This is a genomic window from Niastella koreensis GR20-10, assembly GCF_000246855.1.
Classification (GTDB): domain Bacteria; phylum Bacteroidota; class Bacteroidia; order Chitinophagales; family Chitinophagaceae; genus Niastella; species Niastella koreensis.
The window spans coordinates 3266979-3288675 of record NC_016609.1 but is presented as its reverse complement, the minus strand read 5'-3'; the positions used below and the strand labels follow the sequence as shown (position 1 = coordinate 3288675).

Here is a 21697-nt window from a genome sequence, read left to right as displayed (position 1 = left end):
GTAACCTGTACCTTGGAACTTAAACCACAAGCAATGTCAACTACACTAGATAACGTATTGTCCGGATTGATGAACAGATACAAAGAGCGCGTTCCCGATGTATCGGCCATTATCAATGCCATGATAAAGGAAAATATCATCAGCCAACCGGCAGATATTGAAAATGATCATATTGCGTTTCGCACCATGGGAGTGCCGCAGTTGGGTATTCAATCACTGGAAAAGATCTTTTTGCACTATGGCTACCAGAAAAGAGATTACTATCACTTTCCTGAAAAGAAGCTGGATGCCTTTTGGTACGCACCGCCTTCACCGCAATACCCACGTATTTTCATTAGTGAGTTGCGGGTAAAGGACCTGTCGCCGGAGGTACAACAGATCATTACCAGTTATACCAACGAAGTCACTGCAGATCCTGTTTCAGCCATCAACCTGGACGATGCCGGTGCAGTAGACCAGTTCCTGCACAGCGGCTTGTGGCGCCTGCCAACCTGGGCAGATTTTCAAACCCTGGCGGCGCAAAGCGAATATGCCGCCTGGGTTATTTACAACCGGTATTACCTGAACCATTTTACCATCAGTGTACATAACCTGAAAGACGGGTACAATACCATTGTACAGTTCAACGAATTCCTCGAGCGCAACGGGTTTACCCTGAACAATGCCGGCGGTAAAATAAAGACCAGTCCGGATGGCGGCTTGTTACAAAGCTCTACGGTAGCCGAAATGATAGATGCGGAGTTTGCCGGGGGAGAAGTACATTCCATTTCAGGCTCGTATATAGAGTTTGCCGAGCGACGCATTTTGCCGCAATTTGCTCATTTGCCCAAAGACCAGGTACAGCGCATCCACCGCCGGGAAGGGTTTGAAGCCGGTAATGCCGATAAGATTTTTGAAAGCACGTACAGCTCACAAACAAGCCGATAATACCATGCTGGTTGACCCGGTAACTTGTTAACATGTTAACGGGTCAACTTTTCATGCAACCTTTCTTCATGCTATTCCGACTTCTCTGTAACTTTCAGGCTCGGATAAGTATATAAAAAATAATTATACAACATGAAGAAAACGATAGCACCTGCCCACATGAAATTTGTATTGACCGCGCTCTTTTTATTATCCTTCACCATTGTTTCCCTGGCAAAAGACAAGATCCTGGTATTTTCAAAAACGGCCGGTTATCACCACAAATCCATCGATGCAGGTATAAAAGCCATTCAGGAGTTAGGCGTAAAGTATCATTTTGAAGTAGATACCACTACCGATTCCACAAAGTTCGTGGTAGCCAACCTGAAGCAATATAAAGCTATTGTTTTCTTAAGCACCACAGGCGATGTATTGAATGAAGAGCAACAAAAAGCTTTTCAGCAATACATCCAGGCTGGCGGTGGATTCGTGGGCATTCATGCCGCCACCGATACCGAATATGGCTGGCCCTGGTATGGCAAACTGGTAGGGGCTTATTTTGTAAAGCATCCCAAGATCCAGGAAGCTGTGTTGAACATCAACGACAGCACCAACATTTCCACCAAACAATTACCCCGCCCCTGGAAACGCACCGACGAGTGGTATAATTTTAAGGACATTCAGCCCGATCTGCATGTGCTTATTTCCATCGATGAAAGTTCTTACCAGGGCGGCACCAATGGCGCCAACCATCCAATGGCCTGGTACCACAATTTTGAAGGTGGCCGCGCCTTTTACACCGAATTAGGCCATACCGATGAATCGTATGCCGATCCATTGTACCTGCAGCATTTATGGGGCGGTTTGCAGTATGCGATGGGTAAGGTTAAAATGAAATAGCGCAGTTGAATTCTATATAAATAAGGGGCGGTCTGATAACAGGCCGCCCTTTTTATTGCTGGTGAGCATCAGAACTGGTTATTTGAATGGCTTTGTCAATTAGCCCTTTGGTTTTATTTATTTCTCTGTTTGTTCTAAATAAAAATACAATAAGGAATAACAAACTAAAAAAAAGTAGCCCCAAATTAAAATCGTTATGTAATAACAGCCATACACTAAAAAAAAACCAAAAAGAGGCCATACAAAAGAATACCATAGAATAGAACCCTAATCGTATTTGGTAAGAAGAGAAGTTGTTCTCTTTATTGAAACGAATAAAAATGGCAGGCATGGGTCGATAACGCCATGGTCTATCGTCTCCCCAAAGGTTAGGGCTGGGTAGGTCTTTCATCCGGGTTATCAGTAAGATGTTCTTCTTTTCCAATCCGGAAAAGAACTGTTCAACCTGAAATTCACCCGCAGATATCACGAAACCCAGGTAACTGTTTCTGAATTTAGTATAATGCCGGATCGCTTTTTCAACCAGCTCAGGTGAAGCGTTGTTTATTGTGATGGTTTTAAAGTAAAACATGGGTAGGGTCTTAAAAAGTATGAAACGGATTTTGCTGCTGCCGCAAAAATATCCGCTTTTTTCCATCGGTGAAATACTGGATCAAATAACTTCCCGAAGCTTCCTTTTGTGCTATTATAGTCAGGGGTAAAAGGGTACAAAGGCTAATAAATAGAGAATTCAATTTACTCATAATAGATCTTACTGAGCCAATAAATAATATTGTTTGTATTCTTCAGGATACCAGTCTTTGAACCAGCCAATGCAATCCATACAGTTTACTTCTACCGCATTATTTGCATAATGAATATACCCCTCGGGTATCCAGGCAAACAACAACCGCTTTCCACCATCAGTATTCATCAGGTAAAACCACGTGTCAATGGGTGGAATATCATAAATGTCAAATAAGCCAAACGATTGCACCTCCGATGCGCCATCCAATACCGATTCATTGATACTTGATATGACAATATCACCATGGTATTTTTCACCTGGAGGAGAAATGCCGCCTAAACACGCTTCTTTATGAACCAGCTGATCATGGAACATCTTGGCAATAATGTTCGGGTTGTCAAATGGATCAATTGTCCAATGGGCCTGCGTGATAGTTTGAACATCCTCCTCAATTACAAAATCATAGTAATGTTTCCTGAATTCAAAAAATCTTTCTACCTGAATGTAAGGATTGAAACTTCTGAATATAGTGGCCTTGTCAGTATCATTAGTCAACTGTAAATAACAATACTGCTGGGTTATTAATAAATTACTGGTAAAAATAACCGGGTTAATTGGTAACATAAGGGATAGGGCAGCATTTGGCTCCAAAATAATACAAAAGCCAATTGGAAGAAAGCAGGAACAATTTTTTAACTTATTACATATAAATTATCGCCGCCAACGTTCCTACAGAAACGATCAGCCACAGTATGAGCCCCTGTAAAACAGGTTTCCAACCTACCTGCGTCACCGTTTTTCCCGAAAGCCCGCATCCAATGAGGAAGAGCGTAACCGTAAGCGCCCCTTTTGAAATGCCAACAAGGGTATGGCTTACATACTGAATGGCGGGAACATACGTGTTCAAACAAATGGCTGCTACAAACAATCCGATAAACCAGGGGATCTTAATGCGGGCCCCTTTATTTCTAAAGATCAGTGTACTGAAAAACGCAACAGGTATGATCCATAATGCCCGCACCAGTTTTACGGTGGCGGCAATTTCCAACGCTTCATTTCCATATTTACTGGCCGCACCCACTACAGAGCTGGTATCGTGGATGGCCAGGGCGCACCAGAGTCCAAACCGGGTTTGATCGAGTTGTAAATAATGCCCCACCAGCGGAAACAATACCAATGCACTGGCGTTTAAAATAAAGATGGTGCCCAACGATACGCTGATCTGCTTTTCCTCCGCTTTTATAACTGGTGAAATGGCAGCGATGGCGCTGCCGCCACAGATGGCCGTTCCGGCGGCGATCAGGTAAGCCGTTTTTTTATTGATCCGGAAGATCCGGCCAATGAGAGTTCCAATGATCAGCGTACCAAAAATAGACGCTACAGTAAGCCACAGCCCGCTTTTCCCGGCCTGCAGGGCCGTTGTTACATTCATATTAAAACCCAGCCCCACCACGGAGGCCTGCAGCAGCATATGCGTAGCTTTATGATTTAAATGCAGGTAGGGGTGGCCGATAAACTGGGCGATTACCAAACCCAATAACAACGCCACTGGCGGCGAAATTAACGGGGATACACAAAACACCAGGGCCAGTAAAAAGATCAGCTCCCGGGTGGTGATGCTTCTGTCTAAGAAAGTTTTGTTGCTTTTTGGGGTAACATTGTCTGTTTCCATGGCTCAAAGGTCAACAACTGTACGCCGGCAATGAAATCACCAGATTTAATCTGCTATAACTTTAAGTTATCAGAGCCAATGAATTTCATAAACAACTCTGGCAGGGGCTGGTTATCGCCCTGTTGTTTTACGAAGTAAAAATACCGTTCAATGGCCAGTTCTTTGATGTCGATAATGGTAAGCTCGTTGCTTTTTAATTCTTTCAGGATAGAATGAACCGATAAAAACGCAAAACTATCTGAACTGCCCAGGTAAGATTTTATGCTTTCCGTACTTTCCAACACCATCTCGATGTTTAATTGAGCAACCTTAACCCCTGCTTTCTTTAACGCAGCAGCAATTACTTCCTGCGAACCGGAGCCCTGTTCACGCATCAGTAATGGCAATTCCTTCAGTGCCGGCAGCGTAACAGTTTGCTTTTTAATGGCGGGATTGCCCGTGCGTGTACACAACACCATTTCATCTTTCAGAAAGGTGGTATATTTTAGCTGCGGCCGCTTCGACTGCCCTTCTATAATGCCGAAATCAATCCTGTTCGCAATAAGGGCATTCTCAATATGCTCGGTATTGCTGGCAGTTAACGCAATGTTTATGTCAGGAAACTTTTGTTTGAATGAGGCCAGGTATTTAGGCAATACATATTGCGCCACGGTAGTACTGGCGCCTATGCGAATGGTTCCCTGCGCATGTTCGTTCATGGCAGCCAGGTCAAATTCAATATTGCGGTAAATAGTAAAAAGCTGTTCCGTGTGTTCAAGCAAAGCGGCCCCAGCCGGCGTAAGCTTTATGCGGGTGCCGTTCCGCTCAAACAACTGGGTCTTATAGTACGTTTCAATTTCGTGAATATGTTTGGTTACGGCAGGCTGCGTAATAAACAATTCTTCCGCCGCTTTGGTAAAATTTAACCTGCGCGCAACGGTATAAAACACTTTTAGTCGGAAGTCAAACATATATCAATGATACGGGAAATTTATTTAAGCCGGTTAAAGCCATCGGCTTCATCATAATCCCGTTTAACTTCATCGATCAGCCCTTTATCCAAAAGTTGTTGAAGCCCCTGTTTTGATATACTGAGCATATCCGCCAGCTCAAAATAATCATCATTGTTTAAAGCTGTAACCTTACCCGTATACTCAAGATGATTTTGATAAAGCTGTATGGAGTCGCCCGCTACATTGGCTGCTTTAAGAAAAGAATACAATGTTACTCCTGATTTTTCCCGCTTAATGATATATACATCGCCTGCCCTTGGACTGGCAACCCAAAGCGCGGTATTTTTTTTATCTCTTCCGTCTGCATATACAGCCCATCCTATTATCAACGCAATTAAAATGAACAAAGAATAAAAATAAAAAGGCGCTCTGCCCTTTTTGGCATATTCTTTCTTTAACGATTCCTGCAAGATGGGTTCATCACATTGTTTACATCTTATTTCCACCACCTTATCACCTACAGGATATACAGGGATCATGTAAACGTGCTGATATTGTTTGAATATTTTTACCCGCAGATCAAACGATTTACAGCTTGTACATGCCTGGGTGTTATCTGTAAACTCTTTAATTTTTGCCAGTTTTTTACCATGGACCAGAAGCATAGTGTATAGGGTTTGGATTTGACCCAAAACTACAAAATAGTAGCATCAGTTCAAATATCCGTGCTATAACGCTGTTGTGTACCGGTTCTGGCCGATTCCCCTATGGCAGCGATCATCCGGTGCCTGATCACCGCATCCCCGAAAGTTGGCGCCGTACCGTCCTGGATCTGCTGATATATTTGTCCAACGTTGGTAGGTATTTGCCCAAGCGTTTTGGCTGCAACAAGATTATACCCGGCGGGAATTTCAATAGTTACTCCATCCCAATTACCTTTCCGGCGCCCACATATTTTACAGGCTGTATTTCAGTACCCTGCATGGTGCCAAAGGCTATTCCTATTGCTATCAAAATGCTATGGTCTTCAGGTTTTACTTCAGGTAAACCGTCAATAGTCAGTGTAGTGGCCCCGGCATGCGCGTTTGTGGGAAACCACGCTGAGTGGTCAACGGAAGGTTGATAATTAAAGTCGCCTTTAGGCTGATATCCCCAGTTATCATCCCGGTAATAGACATCGGGTATAATACCGGCCGTTGCAATAAATTTGTACCAGGAATAATTACCAGGCGTTATAAAGTTCAGTCCGGGTAATAATTCGGGAATATCAATAACAACCTGTTGTTGTTTTAAGGAATATAAAACCGGCGTACGCAGAATTGTATCTAACTGGTAGCGGCGGTTAAGCGAGAACCCCTGCAGTAACCGCGCATTTTTAGAAATTATTATACTGCGCTGCCCCCAGTCATTATCGGTGTCCATATGTTGAATGGGCTTTAGCAGGGCATTGAGCGGCCCGGTAATATTGTAATCTGCCAGAAACCGCAAAGGATTTAATACTTGTTTAATAAGTGCTGTTGCCGCTGCCCGCCCGCCAAACTCGCCATTATTGCGGCGGGTATTTTCAAAATTCGGAGCTTTTCTTACCTGCTCAGCGCTGGGCCCGCCTTTTCTCCGTACAATGATCTTGTCTGAACCGCGCATTTTGTAAAAGCTCAGGTTGTCCAATGAGCCGGTTATCTGGATGTTTCCTTCTAGTTTAGCCATAACAGATGGTTTAATGATGGTTACTTGAATTAGTGGTTCATATCTATACTATAGAAACAACTCAGATATGTGTTTGTACTAAGCCGGAGATATTTTGTCCTTAAAAAAGAGGCGGGATATGTACGGGATAAATCGGAGTTATATCGGGAATATATCCGGGATATCTATTTTTAGCCCTGAAAGTAGCATAATAAAAAAAGCCACCCCGAGGTATCGGCGTGGCCCTGATATATACCTGACCTCCGGAATTTAAAACTTATAACTTACTGTGGCAGTGAACTGTGTAGGTGGTATGGGGTTCACGCTATAGTTTTCATGCACATTCACGTTGTAGGTATTGGTGAGGTTGGAGACCTTGGCCATTACCGAAATCTTTTTCCTGAACGTATAACCGGCCGACACATCTATGGTGGTATAGCCGTTTACAGAGATCAGGCGGTCGCGGTAAGTAACGGGATTGGTTTTTGTTACATCGGTATTCCAGCCGGCATAGCGGTCGCCGAGGTACACGATGGTGGTGCCTATTTTAAAACCTTCGAGGCGGCCTGCGCCAAATGTGTAAAAGATACTTCCATTAGCGGTATGGCCCGGGTTGTTTACCAGCCGTTCCCCGGTTTTAAAGCTGCCCACGGTAGTGTCGGTTTTAGTATAACGCATGTAGTTATAGCTGTAACCGGCAGTGATGTTCAAGCCATTGACGGGGGAGGCGGCCAGGTCTACTTCCACACCATCGCTGATGGTTTGACCGCTCATCATTTTGTAATTGGTGTTATTGTTGGGCGTGCCGTCTTTCAGGTAAGGGGCGGTTTGCGCCAGGTTGTTGTTCTTGATGCGGTAGAGGGTTACGTTAGCCGATAACCGGTCGTTCAGGAAGTTATTTTTTACCCCCACTTCATACTGGTCAATAATAGAAGGCTTTAAGGCTTTGCCATCTATATCGCTACCGGTATTGTTGGTGAACGAATTGGAATAGCTTACAAAAACCGCCGTGTTGTTTACTGGTTTGTATACCAGGCCAAAACGGGGGGAGAACGCATGATCGTACCGGGTGGCGCCGGTTACTTTGGTATCGTTCAGCAGGTTGAAGGAGTCAATACCTCTTGTTTCAACATACGCAAACCGGATGCCGGCCAGTATATTAAATTTATCACTCAGTTTAATCAGGTCCTGTACATACACCCCCATGCGGTTGATGGGCGCTACTCTTTTTCTGATGGTGTTTACCAGTGGTACATCTGTACGCGGACTGTATTTTAAATTGTCAAGAATGTTGATGGTGTCATAAATGCCAGACACAAAACCATTCATGGCGGGGAAGGTATAGTTGTAATCGGTGGTTACGGTGCGGTCGGCATCTACACCGGCCAGCAGGTTATGCTCCAGTGAGGCGGTATTGAACTTGCCAACCAGGTTTACCTGGCCTGCGTAGAATTTCTCGTTGGTATTTATGCGGCCCAGCGGGCGGCCCCATTTACCGGTAGCATCGGCCTGGATGCGTTCTACTGCAAAGTAATCTCTTTTATAATCCTGGTAAGAAAACGAAGTATTGAGGTTCCAGTTATCGCTCAACTGATGCTTTACTGTAAGGGTGGTGGTGGTCTGTTTGGTTTTATTGTACTGCCACGGTGTGCCATAGAAGCTGGAGCGGCTCACATTGGGGATCTTTTTACCATCGAGCGTACCAATACCAAAATCGGGAGTAAAGTTATCATTCAGGTAATCGCCTTCGGCAATGATCTGGGTGCGTTTGCCCAGTTTGAACAGGAGGGAAGGGTTTACGTAATAACGTTCAGAACTTACCTGGTCGCGGAAGCTGTTGGCCTTTACATAAGTGCCATTAACACGGTAAGCGATGCTTTTTGAAATGGGGCCGTAAATATCGAAAGCGGGTTTGTACAGGTCGTAGCTGCCTACACCCATGGATATTTCACCGCCAAAGTTGAATTTCGGTTGTTTTGTAACCATATTCACCACACCACCGGGTGCTACCTGTCCGTACAGGATGGCGGTGCTTCCTTTCATTACCTCTACTTTTTCCAGCGAGCTCATTTCAGGTACTACGCCAGAGTTAATGCGGAAACCGTTCTTGAATAAATTGGTGCTGCCCAGGCTGTAACCGCGGGCGCCAAAGCTTTCCTGTACATTACCGCGGGTGGTGGTGAGGTACACGCCGTTTACGTTCCGGATAACATCGCTCAGCTTTAATGCCTGTTGTTCGCGAATAACGCCCTGGCCAATAACACTCAGTGCCTGGGGCAAATCCATGGGATCGAGGGCTATCTTGCCAACGCTTACCGGGTGGTCGTTCAGGGTTTTGTGCTGAATTACAACAATTTCCTCCAGTTCTTTATGATTTTCCGCCAGGGTAAAGTTGGTTACCGTGGTTTCGTTGGCTTTAATAATTATGGTTTCTTCCTTTGTTTGCATGCCGGTCATGGTAACCTTGAGGATGTATTGACCGGGTTTGATATTTTTCAGCGCATAGTTCCCGCTTTCGTCGGTAAAGGTGGAGCGGTTAGCATCCTTCAGGGTAACGGTAACATAAACTGCGGGTTGATTATCAGTAGTTTGAATGGTACCTTTTACAATACCGGTTTCTTTATCTTCAGGAGTTTCGGTTCTGTTGACTGTAGGAGCAGCCAAATTAATAGTTTGTGCAGTGGCCTGGTTTATTATAAAAGCCAGCAGTGCAAGGATGTAAGTTCTTCTCACTTTAGGGAAATTTTTGCAAAACAAAGAAACATCGGCCACCGGCATGTGCCGGATGCGGAAAACGGGTTACGCGAAGCGGAAAAAAACCAGGTTAAAGCCCAAAGGTTAAAGGCTAAAGCTAATACAGGTTTAAAGTCAAAAGGTTAAGCAAATGATGTCCCGGGCTTTCTGCTTTAGGCTTTCACCTTTAAGCTTTTACCTGTCGTAAACTGGCCCGAATTACTTATTTTTGTTACAACTTAACGGATCAGTATGCAGGAGAATATCATCGACCTACAGCACGTAAATATCTATCAGGGAAATAACCTGGTTTTACAGGATGTGAATTTCCGGGTTCAAAAAGGAGAATTCGTGTACCTGGTTGGGAAGACCGGCACCGGCAAATCGAGCCTGTTAAAAACCATGTATGGCGATCTTCGCCTTAAAGAAGGGGATGGCACCGTAGTGGGTTTTAACCTGCGGGATATGGACTGGAAAAAAGTACCATTCCTGCGTCGTAACCTGGGGGTGGTTTTCCAGGATTTTCAATTGCTTACCGATCGTAATGTAAACGATAACCTGCGTTTTGTGCTGCGGGCCACCGGCTGGAAGGACGAAAAGCTGATGGATGAAAAGATCCTCGATGTGCTGGACAAAGTGGGCCTGAAAGCCAAAGGTTTTAAAATGCCTTTTGAGCTAAGCGGTGGCGAACAGCAACGTATTGACATTGCACGCGCCCTGCTCAATTCGCCCAAACTCATCCTGGCCGATGAGCCCACAGGTAACCTCGATCCCGAAACTTCCGATGAGATCATGCAGCTGCTGTTCCATATCAGCCGCGATTATGGTACCGCTATTGTAATGGCTACCCACGATTATATCGTGATCAATAAATACCCAGCCCGTACGGTACGTACCGAAAGGGGCCGGGTTATAGACAACGCTAAAATATCCATTGAATAAGACGCTGGGCGTTCCGTTTGTTATCGAATGTGGAAAGCAGTAATTGTTTCCGCAAACGGATCTCTTCTTCTGCAAACGGTTGCCGGTACAGTTGTACGATCTGGCTTTTGAATGCGGTGGCATTCGTTCCTATATGACAGGCCGATTCCAACCCCGTGCTTTGCACCGTAGCTTCATTTACCAGGCAATGGCGGCCATTGAACAATGCGTTCAACAACTTTAGCTTTATACCCGTAACATTAAAGGAGGGGATGATGTTTATCTGCGCCTTCGCGATCATGTCCTGCATTTCCTGCTCGGAAGGATCGGCTACCACACAGGCGTTCCCGTATTTATTGGCAATACGCTGCAGGCGGGGCGAAGGGTCTTTTCCTGCAACCACCAATGGTATGCGCAGATCGTTAAATACTTTCTTTATTAACCAGATGGCCGCTTCTTCGTTTTCGTTTACCGACAGGTTTCCATGATACAAACAAAAACAACCTACGCCTTCAGGGGCTGAGATCTCGGAAAAGGGCAGGAACACGGGTAGGGTAGCTACCTGGCGCGCACCAAACTCTTTGCGGTAGGTATTGGTATCCTGATCATTTACTGCCAGGATCAAACCTTTATTGGCAATGGTTTCTTCGTAATGTTTCAACAGCCTGCTTTCGTTCAGGTAATACATTTTACGAAACAGGGAATGGCTGTTACGGAATAACTGTTTGTAGTATTTATATTCCACGTTATGCAGCCGCAGAATCATTTTGCGGTTATTGAACCGCTCATCGTGTAACAGGTAGGTGCAGTGTACGCCTTCCAGTAAGATGGGATGGCTGTCTTTCAGCAACCGTTCGTCGAGTGTGGCATTGGTGCGGGACGCCACTATATAAGGCAATTTATGCGAGAAACCTTTATGACCGCACTGGCGCGGATAGTACTGTACTTCGGCACAATATTGCTCCAGTTCGGCCTGTTGTGCCCGTTTGTGTTCAAAACAATGTAAATGGATCCGGATGCCCTGTTGATGCAGTGCTACCAGTTTGTAGAATAAATCAAAATAGCCGCCATGATCAACCGGGTAGGGTACGTCGAAAGAAATAATATGTAAGTGTTTTTCCACAGGCTAGAGAATGTTTTTATAGAACGCTAATAACTTTTTTTCTTCCTGTTGCCAGTTTATGGCTTCGCGTGCCTGTAAACAATTTTGTTGCAATTGGTAATATAAATTTTTGTTATTCAATAGTTCATTCAACCGTTCGGCCAGTGCTTCCGACCGCAGGTCACTAGTAAGAACAGCTATATTGTACTTATTGTTTATTTCTCTGTAAGCCGGATAATCCACACACAATTGCGGAATGCCGGCATGTATATAGTCGAAGAAGCGATTGGCGAGCGAATAATAATTGCTTAAGCCGTTATTTTCGAATAAGGTTACCCCGATCCAGGCTTTTTTTGTGAGTTCTTTCAGTTCAGCCGGTAATATGCGTCCTTTAAACTCTATACGGTGGTTTGTATCATACTCCGATGCCAGGAATTCTGCCTGGATCATAAAATTACCATTCCCGCAAATGACGAAAGGTGCATTTACGTATTGCATGGCCGGGATAAGCGTCTCAAAGCTGCGGCCTTCATTTACTGCTCCCTGAAATAAGATAAATTTTTCGGGTTTATCGGGTATCTCAAGCGGTTCCCAAACCGGTACATTGCGGATCACCTCATATTCTGTCCGGTACATCATTTTAAACTCATCGGCAATAGGCTTATTTACCGTATACCCGTGTTTGAATTTGGGTACGGCATATCGTTCCACCCATTTCCAGACCTTATAAATGCGGGGGCGGGTAACCACTTCCTTCATTTCACAAAACAATTCATGGGCATCATAAACACGGGGAATGCCTTTTAGTTTTGAAATAAAATAAAAGGGGAGAATGGTATCGAGGTCGATGGCGCATACGCCGTCGGCTTTTATAAATAATAAACAAAGAAATAACCGCAGGTTATATTCGAGGTAGCTTAATTTGCCGGTGCGAAAAAAACAGAACAACCGTTTTTGCTTAAACGGGCGGGTAACAAGGGCAGGGGAGCCGGTGAATCGCCTGCCTATGAGCGTTACGGCATAGCCGGCTTCGGCCAGGGAGGTGCAAATGCGTATCATCCGCTGGTCGTAATTAAGATCGTTTGTAACTGCGAATATGAGTCGTTTCATTTAACTAGCTGATAGCTAATTTATTACTGTTGTAGTTTGAGGTTTGTTGTTTGTGGTTTCGTTGATTTTTCAAACTAATACCTGATTTCAGACCTCAAAATAAGGTAACTGCCTTATAATTTTTAATTTTATGAGTCTAAGTAATTAATTATGAGCTTTAAAATGCGCACTAACCACAAACCATAATCTACAAACCACAAACTGGAATATGCTTCTTTTTTAAAAAAATATACTCAACTTATCCACTCAATTAGAATTTATTATATACCTTTGCCGCCAAATTAAGAAGATAATTTCTGGATGTTTTTAAAAAAATTGAGATGCCTTATTTAACAAACGAGAAAGTTTCTAGCATTTTTGCACAATTCGGTGGCAATGCAAAAAACACAGGTTCTACTGAGGGACAAATTGCACTGTTGACAGAACGTATCAACAGCATTTCTTTACACCTTCAACAAAATAAGAAGGATTTCTCTACTCACCGTGGCTTGATGCAACTGGTGGGTCAGCGTAAACGCCTGCTTACGTACCTGAGCAAACACAACCTGCAAGGTTACCGCGCTTTAATTGAAAAACTTGGTATCAGAAAATAAGTGTATATTATAATAACAAACTATTCCCAACTGAAAATTTCAGTTGGGAATAGTTGTTTTTACTATACTTTTCTAACCACGTTGCTTTAATAACCGGTTGCTGATTGCTTTCCGCTTTAATTCCCACCTACATGCAGGATGTGATAGCGACCATTAAACTACATTTTACACTATGCTCTCTCAACCAATTAGCGTTACTTTTGATATAGGGGGCGGACGCGAGGTTTCTATTGAAACCGGCCGCCTGGCCCGTCAGGCCGACGGCGCCGTTACAGTTCGCCAGGGCAATTGTATCATATTGGCTACTGTTGTTGCCAATAAAGAGCCCAAAGAAGGACAAAGCTTCTTCCCACTGGTAGTAGATTACAACGAAAAATTTGCATCTGCAGGCCGTATTCCCGGTTCTTTCTTCAAACGTGAAGGCAGACTGAGCGATTACGAAGTACTCATTAGCCGATTAATAGACCGGGCATTACGCCCATTGTTTCCTGAAGATTATTTATGTGATGTTCAGGTGCTTATAACGCTTATTTCAAGCGATAAAGAAGTTATGCCCGATGCACTGGCGTGTTTGGCCGCTTCTGCAGCACTGGCTGTTTCGGACGTTCCTATTAAAGAAATTATTTCCGAAGTGCGAATTGCCCGCATTGAAGGACAATTTATCGTAAACCCCAGCCGTACCGAACTGGCTAAAGCCGATATGGACTTCATCATTGGCGCTACTGAAAAGAACCTTATGATGGTGGAAGGGGAAGGCGATGAGTGTGCTGAAGAAGACCTGGTAAAAGCCCTGGAAATAGCCCATGAAGCCATTCGCCAGCAAATTAAAGCGCAGCAGGAACTGCGTGATAAAGTAGGCATTGCCGGTAAACGTGATTATACCAAACCTGAGCAAAATACCGAGCTGCAACAAAAGGTGGCCGACTTTGCAAAGGAAAAGATTTACCAGATCTCCCGCTCTGCTTCTGCCAAACATGCCAGAAGTGAAGCTTACGATACATTGAAAGATGAATTGATCGCCAGCCTGGGTGAAGAAGCTGAGGATTCAGTGAAGAAACAGGCTAAAAAATATTACGACGACCTGCAATGGGAAGTGGTACGTAATATGATCCTCGACGACCGGATCCGCCTCGATGGCCGCCAGCTCGATCAGGTTCGTCCATTGAACATGGAGATCGACATTCTGCCTTCTCCCCACGGTTCAGCATTGTTTACACGCGGTGAAACTCAGTCACTTACAACTGTTACTTTAGGTACGCCTTTAGATGAGTTGCTGGTTGAAAGCGCCGCGGTATCTGATTATACCAAATTCATTTTACACTACAACTTCCCGCCATTCTCGACCGGTGAAGTAAAGATGATGCGCGCTCCCGGCCGTCGCGAAGTTGGTCACGGTAACCTGGCCATGCGTTCGCTGAAAAAAATGATGCCGGGCAATGAATATCCTTACACCGTTCGTATTGTAAGTGATATCCTGGAATCGAATGGTTCTTCCTCCATGGCTACCGTATGCGCCGGTTCATTGGCGTTGATGGATGCCGGTGTGCCTTTTCCTAAACACGTAAGTGGTGTGGCTATGGGTTTAATTACCCGCGGCACTGATGGAAAATACGCCATTCTTACCGACATCCTCGGTGATGAAGATCACCTGGGTGATATGGACTTTAAAGTAACCGGTACCCGCGATGGTATTTGCGGTGTACAAATGGATATCAAGATCGACGGTTTGGCCATGAGCACCATGCGCGAAGCGCTGGAGCAGGCCCGCAAAGGCCGTTTGCACATCCTCGATGCGATGTATGAATGTACAGCCGAAGCCCGTTCTGAGGTGAAACCACATGCACCGAGAATGGAAAAACTGTTCATCGACAAAGAGTTCATTGGTGCGGTGATCGGGCCCCAGGGTAAGATCATTCAGGAAATTCAACGCGAAACCGGAGCTACCATCAACATTGAAGAAGTTGGCAACTACGGTGAAGTAAGCATTTTCAGCCCTGCCAAAGAAGGTCTGGATAAAGCCGTTGCCTGGATCAAGGGTATCGTTGCTGTACCTGAAGTAGGTTCAGTATACGAAGCCACGGTAAAAGGCATTAAAGAATTCGGCGCATTCGTTGAATTCCTGCCTGGCAAACAAGGTTTGCTGCACATCAGCGAAATCAGCTGGAAGCGTTTGGAAACGATGGAAGGGGTGCTGAAAGAAGGTGATGTGGTGAAAGTAAAACTGATCGGTATTGACCACAAAACCGGTAAGTTCAAACTAAGCCGCAAGATCCTGATGCCTAAACCCGAGGGCAAAAGACCGGAAAACCCAGCTTAGTTTTTAATTAAGTCTAAAGAATAAAAAAAAGGCCTGTAGTGAAAATTGCAGGCCTTTTTTTGTTGACCAGTTAACCAGTTGACGAGTTGACTGGTTAACACATCAACCGGTTAACTTTTCAACTTACATGCAGAACTACATCCACATCAAATTTCAACCTGTATCAAAAGAACAACAGGAAATACTGGTAGCGCAATTGAGCGAACTGGGTTTTGAAGGGTTTGAGGAAGGGCTTAATTATATCTCCGGCTACATTCCCGAAGACCAGTATAACGAAACCGACACGGCGGAATTAATAACAGGCACCGAAACCACCATTACCAAAGAAGTAATTGTACCCCGTAACTGGAATGCAGAATGGGAGCAGAATTTTCAACCGGTTATTATCGATGAGTTTTGCGGCATAAGGGCGCATTTTCATGAACCCCTGCAAAACGTGCTGCATGAAATAATCATCACACCTAAAATGAGTTTTGGCACCGGTCACCATGCCACCACGCATCTGATGATCCAGAATATGCAGCAGCTGAGCTTTGACGGTAAACAGGTACTTGATTTTGGTACCGGAACAGGTGTGCTGGCCATCCTTGCAGAAAGACTGGGCGCTGCATCTGTGACCGCCATCGATAACGATGAATGGAGCATCAATAATGCGGAGGAAAATATAAAACTTAATCTCTGTTCAAACATTGCTCTGGCTCAGACAGATACCTTACAAATGTCAACAGAATTTGATATTATCTTAGCCAATATCAATAAACATGTACTTATTGCAAATATGGCCGGAATTAAACAACATTTAATATTGGGTGGCGTTGTAATTATGAGCGGACTTTTAGCAGGAGACAGACCTGATATTGAGAAGTGCGCGCTAAACAATGGATTATCAGTTGTTGATTGTAAAATGAGAGGCGATTGGATGTGTTTGCTGTTTAAAAAATAATAACCCCAAGAACCCGATAGTTATCAATTAATTAACTTTTTTTCCATATTTTCGTCATCTAACTTCAACCAACTATACAATGAAAGAAGGTTTACTCATTGTACTAGCATATTTGATCGGCTCTATTCCAACAGCGGTTTGGGTTAGTAAAGCGTTTTTTGGAATCGATATCCGTGAATACGGCAGTGGAAATGCCGGTGCTACCAATACTTTCCGTGTTTTAGGCTCCAAATGGGGCACCTTTGTAATGGCTATTGACATGCTTAAAGGGGTTGTAGCCACCAGTTTATACATTCTCCTTCCACATTATTTAGGCGCAGACAATGAACTTGACCGAACCAACTTAATGGTTGGGCTGGGTTTAGCTTCAGTTCTGGGGCATATCTTCCCAATCTGGGCCGATTTCCGGGGTGGGAAAGGGGTTGCTACCTTATTTGGAATGATTATGGCTATTCAGCCGAAAGTGGCAGTTTGCTGTGTAGGGGTCTTCCTGCTCGTACTGTATCTTACCCGTTTCGTTTCGCTCAGTTCTATTTTAGCCAGTGTGGCCTTCGCCGTATTGATCCTGGTAATTTTCAACGAAAAAGAACTTGTATACAGGGGGTTTGCCTTAGCCGTGGCTTTAATGGTGGTACTTACTCACCAAAAGAACATTACCCGCTTGTTACGCGGCAGCGAAAGCAAAGTTCCCATTTTAAAATACCGCGACCGTCGCAAGGAAAGACGGAGAAGACAATAGCCAATACTCCTTCGCTGCGCTCAGGAGCGCAACAGGCAACTGGCAATAAGCAAATTAATACAGACCTCCTCATAAATTATTTGAATCCCGCTAAGCGGGATTTTTTTTGTTTTACCCTCCGTAGCCCTGGCGCAGGCGGGCCGTTTGGCTTCTATCTTTTGTGGTAATATGTTCCCATCGAAACAATTCACAACTGTCTATTACTTAATTTGATGGTGATGCGTCCATTTTATAAGTTTGTTGCTTAGGTTGGTATAAGGATTGTTTAAATAAACTGAAGTAAACACCCATAGAAATGAAACATGTTATGAACAAGGTTATCCTGGCTGCTGTTGTGGCAACGAGTATAACATCGTGCGCGCATAATGCGATCACGAACAGGAATCAGTTGTCCCTTTATCCTGAATCGGAAATTCAATCAATGGCTGCCCAGCAGTACACCCAGTTTTTGAGTGAGAACAAAGTGGTAAGCACCAGCACCAATAAAGACGCTGAGATGGTGCGCAGGGTGGGCACCAGGCTGGTAAATGCCATCACTCAATATTACACCCAAAAAGGCCTTGCCAAGGAGCTGGAAGGCTATAAATGGGAATACAACCTGGTTGACTCCAAAGAAGTGAACGCCTGGTGCATGCCCGGCGGAAAGATCGTTGTGTATACGGGTTTATTGCCTATTAGCCAGAACGAAGCAGCCCTGGCGGTTGTATTAGGCCACGAAATTACGCACGCCCTGGCGCACCATGGTAATGAACGTATGAGCCAGGGAGCCTTACAACAACTGGGAGGCGTTGCTTTGCAAACAGCGCTGGCCAACAAAAGCGCTGCTGCACAAAATATTTTCATGAGCGCTTATGGTGTTGGTTCCAATGTAGGCGTTCTGCTGCCTTTTAGCCGTAACCAGGAGAGTGAAGCCGACCATTATGGTTTGATCTTTACCGCCATGGCAGGCTACAACCCGCAGGAAGCAATTCCTTTATGGGAAAGAATGAAAGCCGCCTCCGGTGGCAATGCACCGCCGCAAATTTTGAGCACCCACCCTTCGGACGATACGCGTATTGCCAAGCTGAAGGAGTTGATGCCGGAGGCGATGACGTATTATAAGCCGGTAAAGTAGTTTTGAGTAGAATTAATTTTTATAAGAGGCTGTCATTTATTTGGCAGCCTTTTGTGTTTTAAGTTGACGGGTTGACAAGTTAACAAGTTGACAGGGTTGATAGAGCAAGGCAATGTACTTTTACGATATATTACCGTATAAACCGAAGTAGCACAACCTGAATGTGCATAATCAATGCTGACATTAACGCTTTTTATGATCTCACGGGCAAATGTGGCACATAGCTTGTCTTTGTACCTCCGGAAAAAGCAACAGCATCTCCCTAATTAAAGCTGTTATACAGTAGCGTGGTTAAGGTTATCATTCCACTCACTTTTCCGGTTGTTCCCCACACCGGTTGTAGCGTATAACAGAACCGTAATAAGAGTCCATTATCCACTAATAAGTTATTTAATTCCAATCATGGATCTGATTCATGGTTTGATGCCTTTCCGTGAAACGGCAAACGGCAAACGTGAAATTATTCTTCCGTTTATTTTTGAACCTCGCTATTATTCAGGAAAACCAAAATGAGGGCGTCCTTTCACGTTTTACGTTTTACGTTTCACGATTAAACCTCTTAATATGCGAAAGCGGAAATTGATTGCCTTCATTGCCTTAGGAATCCTCATGCACCAGGTTGTGCGTGCGCAGCAACCTATATTGGGTTTGGAAGCTTATTTTGAAGAAGCCTATTGGCGCTATCCAAATATTCCGCATGGGTTGCTGGAAGCAACAGCTTATTCGGCATCCCGCCTTACGAACATGCAACCAGACCTGCACGATGCAGACAATTGTACCGGCATGCCGCTGCGATATGGCCTGTTTGCCCTTATAGAGAATGGTAAGGGCTATTTTAAAAACACCCTCACAACAGTTTGCAGCAGCAGTGGCATAACCCCTGAACAATATAAAAATGATGTTCGGTTACAGATCCTGTCTGTTGCCAAATTCCTGAGCCGCGAAGCCAGCTTTAAACAACTGGATGTTCGCATCAGCGCCGAAGGTTTTTCGGTGATCCTGGAGGAACTGGCTGAAATGCCGGGCGACAGTACCGCCATTGATAAATACGCGTTGGCCCTGTTTAAATATGACATATACGATCAGTTGCAAAAGGGTATCAATACCCCTTCGCTGAAAAGAGCGCCGGTAAAAGTGCAATTGGAGCAACTATTCCCGGCGCCTTTATTACAAAAGTTACAATCCCCTGCTGTTGAGCTCGATGTTGTAAAGGACAGCATGTTGATCTTTGCTACCAATAAATCGGCTATCGCTACAACAAATGAGCAAACAGCAGCGGATTATTCACCGGCTGTTTATGCAACGGCCCATAACAATAACTTTCAAAGCGGCCGTAATGGAACAAAGGTTACCCATGTAACCATTCATACCGCTCAGGGGAGTTATGCCGGCACCATTTCCTGGTTTAACAACCCGGCCGCGCAAATGAGCGCCCATTATATTATTCGTGCCTCCGACGGGCAAATAACCCAAATGGTAAGGGAAAGTGATATGGCATTACATGTACAAAGCGCCAATGCGTATGCAATAGGCATCGAGCATGAAGGCTACCTGGAGTATGGCAACAAATGGTATTCCGATAAAATGTATAAGGCTTCGGCTGCGCTGGTACGTAACATCTGCACGCGTCATGCCATCGATGCATCCACCTGCTATCGCGGACTGGGCACTGCCAATTCAAATGCCCAGTCGGGCGCCCTGCACATAAAAGGGCACCAGCATTACAGCGGCAATACACAAACAGATCCGGGCAAATACTGGAACTGGCCCCGGTATGCCGAACTGATAGTAGATAATGAAACTACCGGTAAGGAAAAGGAAACACCCTTCGCCACCATTGCCAACGGCGTATACCGCATAACCAATGTAAACAGTAAAAAGGTAATGAACACGCGTGATTGTTCGGGCAAATCACTGGCGTTTGTAACACAGGCAACCTGGGATGGAAAACCCTGTCAACGCTGGCGTTTTGATTATGCAGGCGATGGCTGGTACAGGATCACCAACCTGATAAGCGGCCGCGCCCTTGAAATACCCGGCGGCACAAAAGAAAATGTACAATTGGTTTTAAAAGATGCAAAAGATAATGACAACCAGCTTTGGCGGCTATTCGAAACCGGCAGCAAGGGAGAAATGCGGCTGATAAACAAGGCCAGTAATAAAGTACTGGAAGTATTTGCCGGTTCTGCCAGCAATGGGGCGTCGGTATTGCAAACAGCCTGGACGGGTAAAACACGCCAGCAATGGCTGTTGACGGCTGTGAATGGGGAGGAGGAAGGGGAGGACAATCGGTTTAAGCAGGTGCATTTGGATTCGGTGGCGATTCCTACTAAACAATAGCATTTGTTTTGATTGCCCCTTCAGTGATTGAACTTGCCTTTTGGCAAACGGCCAACATCCCAACTTTGAGATCTCTGATTAATGGCATCCAGCTTTAAAATTTGAGCGTTAATCAATACAGTGACTTTGATTTTTGTCAGCGAAACACATATTTATAATCCATTATATCACTGGCTTTTCAGGTTATTGCGTAGTGCAAAATGGTTTAGCCTGGCCGCTTTCAGCGCTTTTGGCGTTCTTGTATTTAATTTTACTATAAGCTTATAGCCTGATGCTTACGGCCTTACAAGATGAGATGATCAAAACGTTGCATCAAGGTTAAATTATTTTTTTACACTGTGCATATCTTTGTATACCTTTGCAATCCCGTCTATTTTTTATAACCTGAAAGCTTATTACAAAAACCTTCGGCATGTCGCAAAATTTGTTAGAAAAGCTTCAATTACAGGAAGAAAAGAACGTGTTAATCCAGGGTCTCCCTTCCTCAATTGAGAAGCAATTTGTCAAATTATCGTTTGCCAAAAATGTAACACCACTGTTAAAAACCCGGAAAATCGACTTTGCATTGGTGTTTGCAGTAAACGAAAATCAATTAAACTGTATTTTAAGGGATGTACTTCCCTCCCTGAAGGAAGGTGGTAAATTCTGGATTGCTTATCCAAAGAGCACATCCAAGATCGCTACTGACCTGAACAGGGGTTGCAGTTGGGATGGCGTTAGAAACGCCGGTTTTGGTAGCTCTGAAGAAGTGGCTTTAGACCATGTTTGGACCGCCGTTCGGTTCGACAAGGCTGTAGCTACAGTTAAAGCCGGTGGCAGAAAAAGAGTTGTTGCTCCTGCCCCTGCTATGGTAGACTAATTTCCGTGCATTATTTACATGACACTTGTAACTGTCTCATCACGACAGCTAATTAAAATTAATTATTAAACCCCGATAGGATAATTTCCTCATCGGGGTTTAT

At 44.5% G+C, this 21697-nt stretch carries 19 protein-coding genes; 10 read left to right on the top strand and 9 right to left on the bottom strand.

Features of this window, described 5'->3' with window-relative positions:
* Positions 1-33 precede the first annotated feature (33 nt).
* Positions 34-927, top strand: a complete 894-nt coding sequence (locus NIAKO_RS13045) for a DUF1338 domain-containing protein (protein WP_014218903.1) — start codon at positions 34-36, stop codon at positions 925-927.
* 132 nt (positions 928-1059) lie between these two features.
* Complete coding sequence (locus NIAKO_RS13040; RefSeq protein ID WP_014218902.1) at positions 1060-1806, top strand: ThuA domain-containing protein; 747 nt, start codon at positions 1060-1062, stop codon at positions 1804-1806.
* A gap of 52 nt (positions 1807-1858) precedes the next feature.
* On the opposite strand, the gene NIAKO_RS13035 is transcribed toward NIAKO_RS13040, so the two are convergent.
* The 7 genes from NIAKO_RS13035 to NIAKO_RS13005 all read right to left on the bottom strand — a co-directional run bounded on the left by NIAKO_RS13035 (position 1859) and on the right by NIAKO_RS13005 (position 9556).
* The gene (locus NIAKO_RS13035; RefSeq protein WP_014218901.1) at positions 1859-2377 is read right to left on the bottom strand and encodes a hypothetical protein; all 519 of its coding nucleotides are present in this window, start codon (positions 2375-2377) and stop codon (positions 1859-1861) included.
* A gap of 180 nt (positions 2378-2557) precedes the next feature.
* A complete protein-coding gene (locus NIAKO_RS13030) occupies positions 2558-3157 on the bottom strand; it encodes a hypothetical protein (protein ID WP_014218899.1) in 600 nt (199 codons plus the stop codon).
* A gap of 76 nt (positions 3158-3233) precedes the next feature.
* On the bottom strand, positions 3234-4205 hold the full coding sequence (locus tag NIAKO_RS13025) for a YeiH family protein (RefSeq protein WP_014218898.1): 972 nt from the start codon (positions 4203-4205) through the stop codon (positions 3234-3236).
* A gap of 53 nt (positions 4206-4258) precedes the next feature.
* Positions 4259-5155, bottom strand: coding sequence for a LysR family transcriptional regulator (locus NIAKO_RS13020; protein ID WP_014218897.1), 897 nt, complete (start codon positions 5153-5155; stop codon positions 4259-4261).
* A gap of 20 nt (positions 5156-5175) precedes the next feature.
* The gene (locus tag NIAKO_RS13015; RefSeq protein ID WP_014218896.1) at positions 5176-5802 is read right to left on the bottom strand and encodes a hypothetical protein; all 627 of its coding nucleotides are present in this window, start codon (positions 5800-5802) and stop codon (positions 5176-5178) included.
* A 253-nt stretch (positions 5803-6055) separates the two neighbouring features.
* Positions 6056-6844 carry a hypothetical protein gene (locus NIAKO_RS13010; RefSeq protein ID WP_014218895.1) on the bottom strand — a complete coding sequence of 263 codons (789 nt, stop codon included), beginning with the start codon at positions 6842-6844 and terminating at the stop codon, positions 6056-6058.
* Positions 6845-7093: 249 nt separating this feature from the next.
* Positions 7094-9556, bottom strand: a complete 2463-nt coding sequence (locus NIAKO_RS13005; RefSeq protein WP_041348540.1) for a TonB-dependent receptor — start codon at positions 9554-9556, stop codon at positions 7094-7096.
* Positions 9557-9808: 252 nt separating this feature from the next.
* Here NIAKO_RS13005 and NIAKO_RS13000 point away from each other — a divergent pair, with 252 nt between their 5' ends.
* Complete coding sequence (locus NIAKO_RS13000) at positions 9809-10498, top strand: cell division ATP-binding protein FtsE (RefSeq protein ID WP_014218893.1); 690 nt, start codon at positions 9809-9811, stop codon at positions 10496-10498.
* Here the strand turns inward: NIAKO_RS13000 and NIAKO_RS12995 are convergent.
* Together NIAKO_RS12995 and NIAKO_RS12990 are read right to left on the bottom strand one after the other, a co-directional pair.
* Entirely contained in the window at positions 10479-11600 is a 1122-nt protein-coding gene (locus NIAKO_RS12995; RefSeq protein ID WP_014218892.1) for a glycosyltransferase family 4 protein, read from the bottom strand. The two genes, NIAKO_RS13000 and NIAKO_RS12995, sit on opposite strands and share 20 nt — an antisense overlap.
* Positions 11601-11603: 3 nt before the next feature.
* A complete protein-coding gene (locus NIAKO_RS12990) occupies positions 11604-12689 on the bottom strand; it encodes a glycosyltransferase (RefSeq protein ID WP_242675515.1) in 1086 nt (361 codons plus the stop codon).
* A 320-nt stretch (positions 12690-13009) separates the two neighbouring features.
* Here NIAKO_RS12990 and rpsO point away from each other — a divergent pair, with 320 nt between their 5' ends.
* From rpsO to NIAKO_RS12955, 7 genes are all read left to right on the top strand, one after another.
* A complete protein-coding gene (gene rpsO, locus NIAKO_RS12985; protein ID WP_014218890.1) occupies positions 13010-13282 on the top strand; it encodes a 30S ribosomal protein S15 in 273 nt (90 codons plus the stop codon).
* Between the two features lie 172 nt (positions 13283-13454).
* Positions 13455-15599, top strand: coding sequence for a polyribonucleotide nucleotidyltransferase (gene pnp, locus NIAKO_RS12980; RefSeq protein WP_014218889.1), 2145 nt, complete (start codon positions 13455-13457; stop codon positions 15597-15599).
* A 127-nt stretch (positions 15600-15726) separates the two neighbouring features.
* The gene (gene prmA / locus NIAKO_RS12975; RefSeq protein WP_014218888.1) at positions 15727-16542 is read left to right on the top strand and encodes a 50S ribosomal protein L11 methyltransferase; all 816 of its coding nucleotides are present in this window, start codon (positions 15727-15729) and stop codon (positions 16540-16542) included.
* A 79-nt stretch (positions 16543-16621) separates the two neighbouring features.
* Entirely contained in the window at positions 16622-17281 is a 660-nt protein-coding gene (gene plsY / locus NIAKO_RS12970; RefSeq protein ID WP_014218887.1) for a glycerol-3-phosphate 1-O-acyltransferase PlsY, read from the top strand.
* 295 nt (positions 17282-17576) lie between these two features.
* Positions 17577-18395: a M48 family metallopeptidase gene (locus tag NIAKO_RS12965; RefSeq protein ID WP_014218886.1), complete on the top strand. Its 819-nt coding sequence runs from the start codon at positions 17577-17579 to the stop codon at positions 18393-18395.
* Positions 18396-18959: 564 nt separating this feature from the next.
* On the top strand, positions 18960-20735 hold the full coding sequence (locus NIAKO_RS36675; protein ID WP_014218885.1) for an RICIN domain-containing protein: 1776 nt from the start codon (positions 18960-18962) through the stop codon (positions 20733-20735).
* A 412-nt stretch (positions 20736-21147) separates the two neighbouring features.
* Positions 21148-21594: a hypothetical protein gene (locus tag NIAKO_RS12955; protein ID WP_014218884.1), complete on the top strand. Its 447-nt coding sequence runs from the start codon at positions 21148-21150 to the stop codon at positions 21592-21594.
* The last annotated feature ends 103 nt before the right edge of the window (positions 21595-21697 follow it).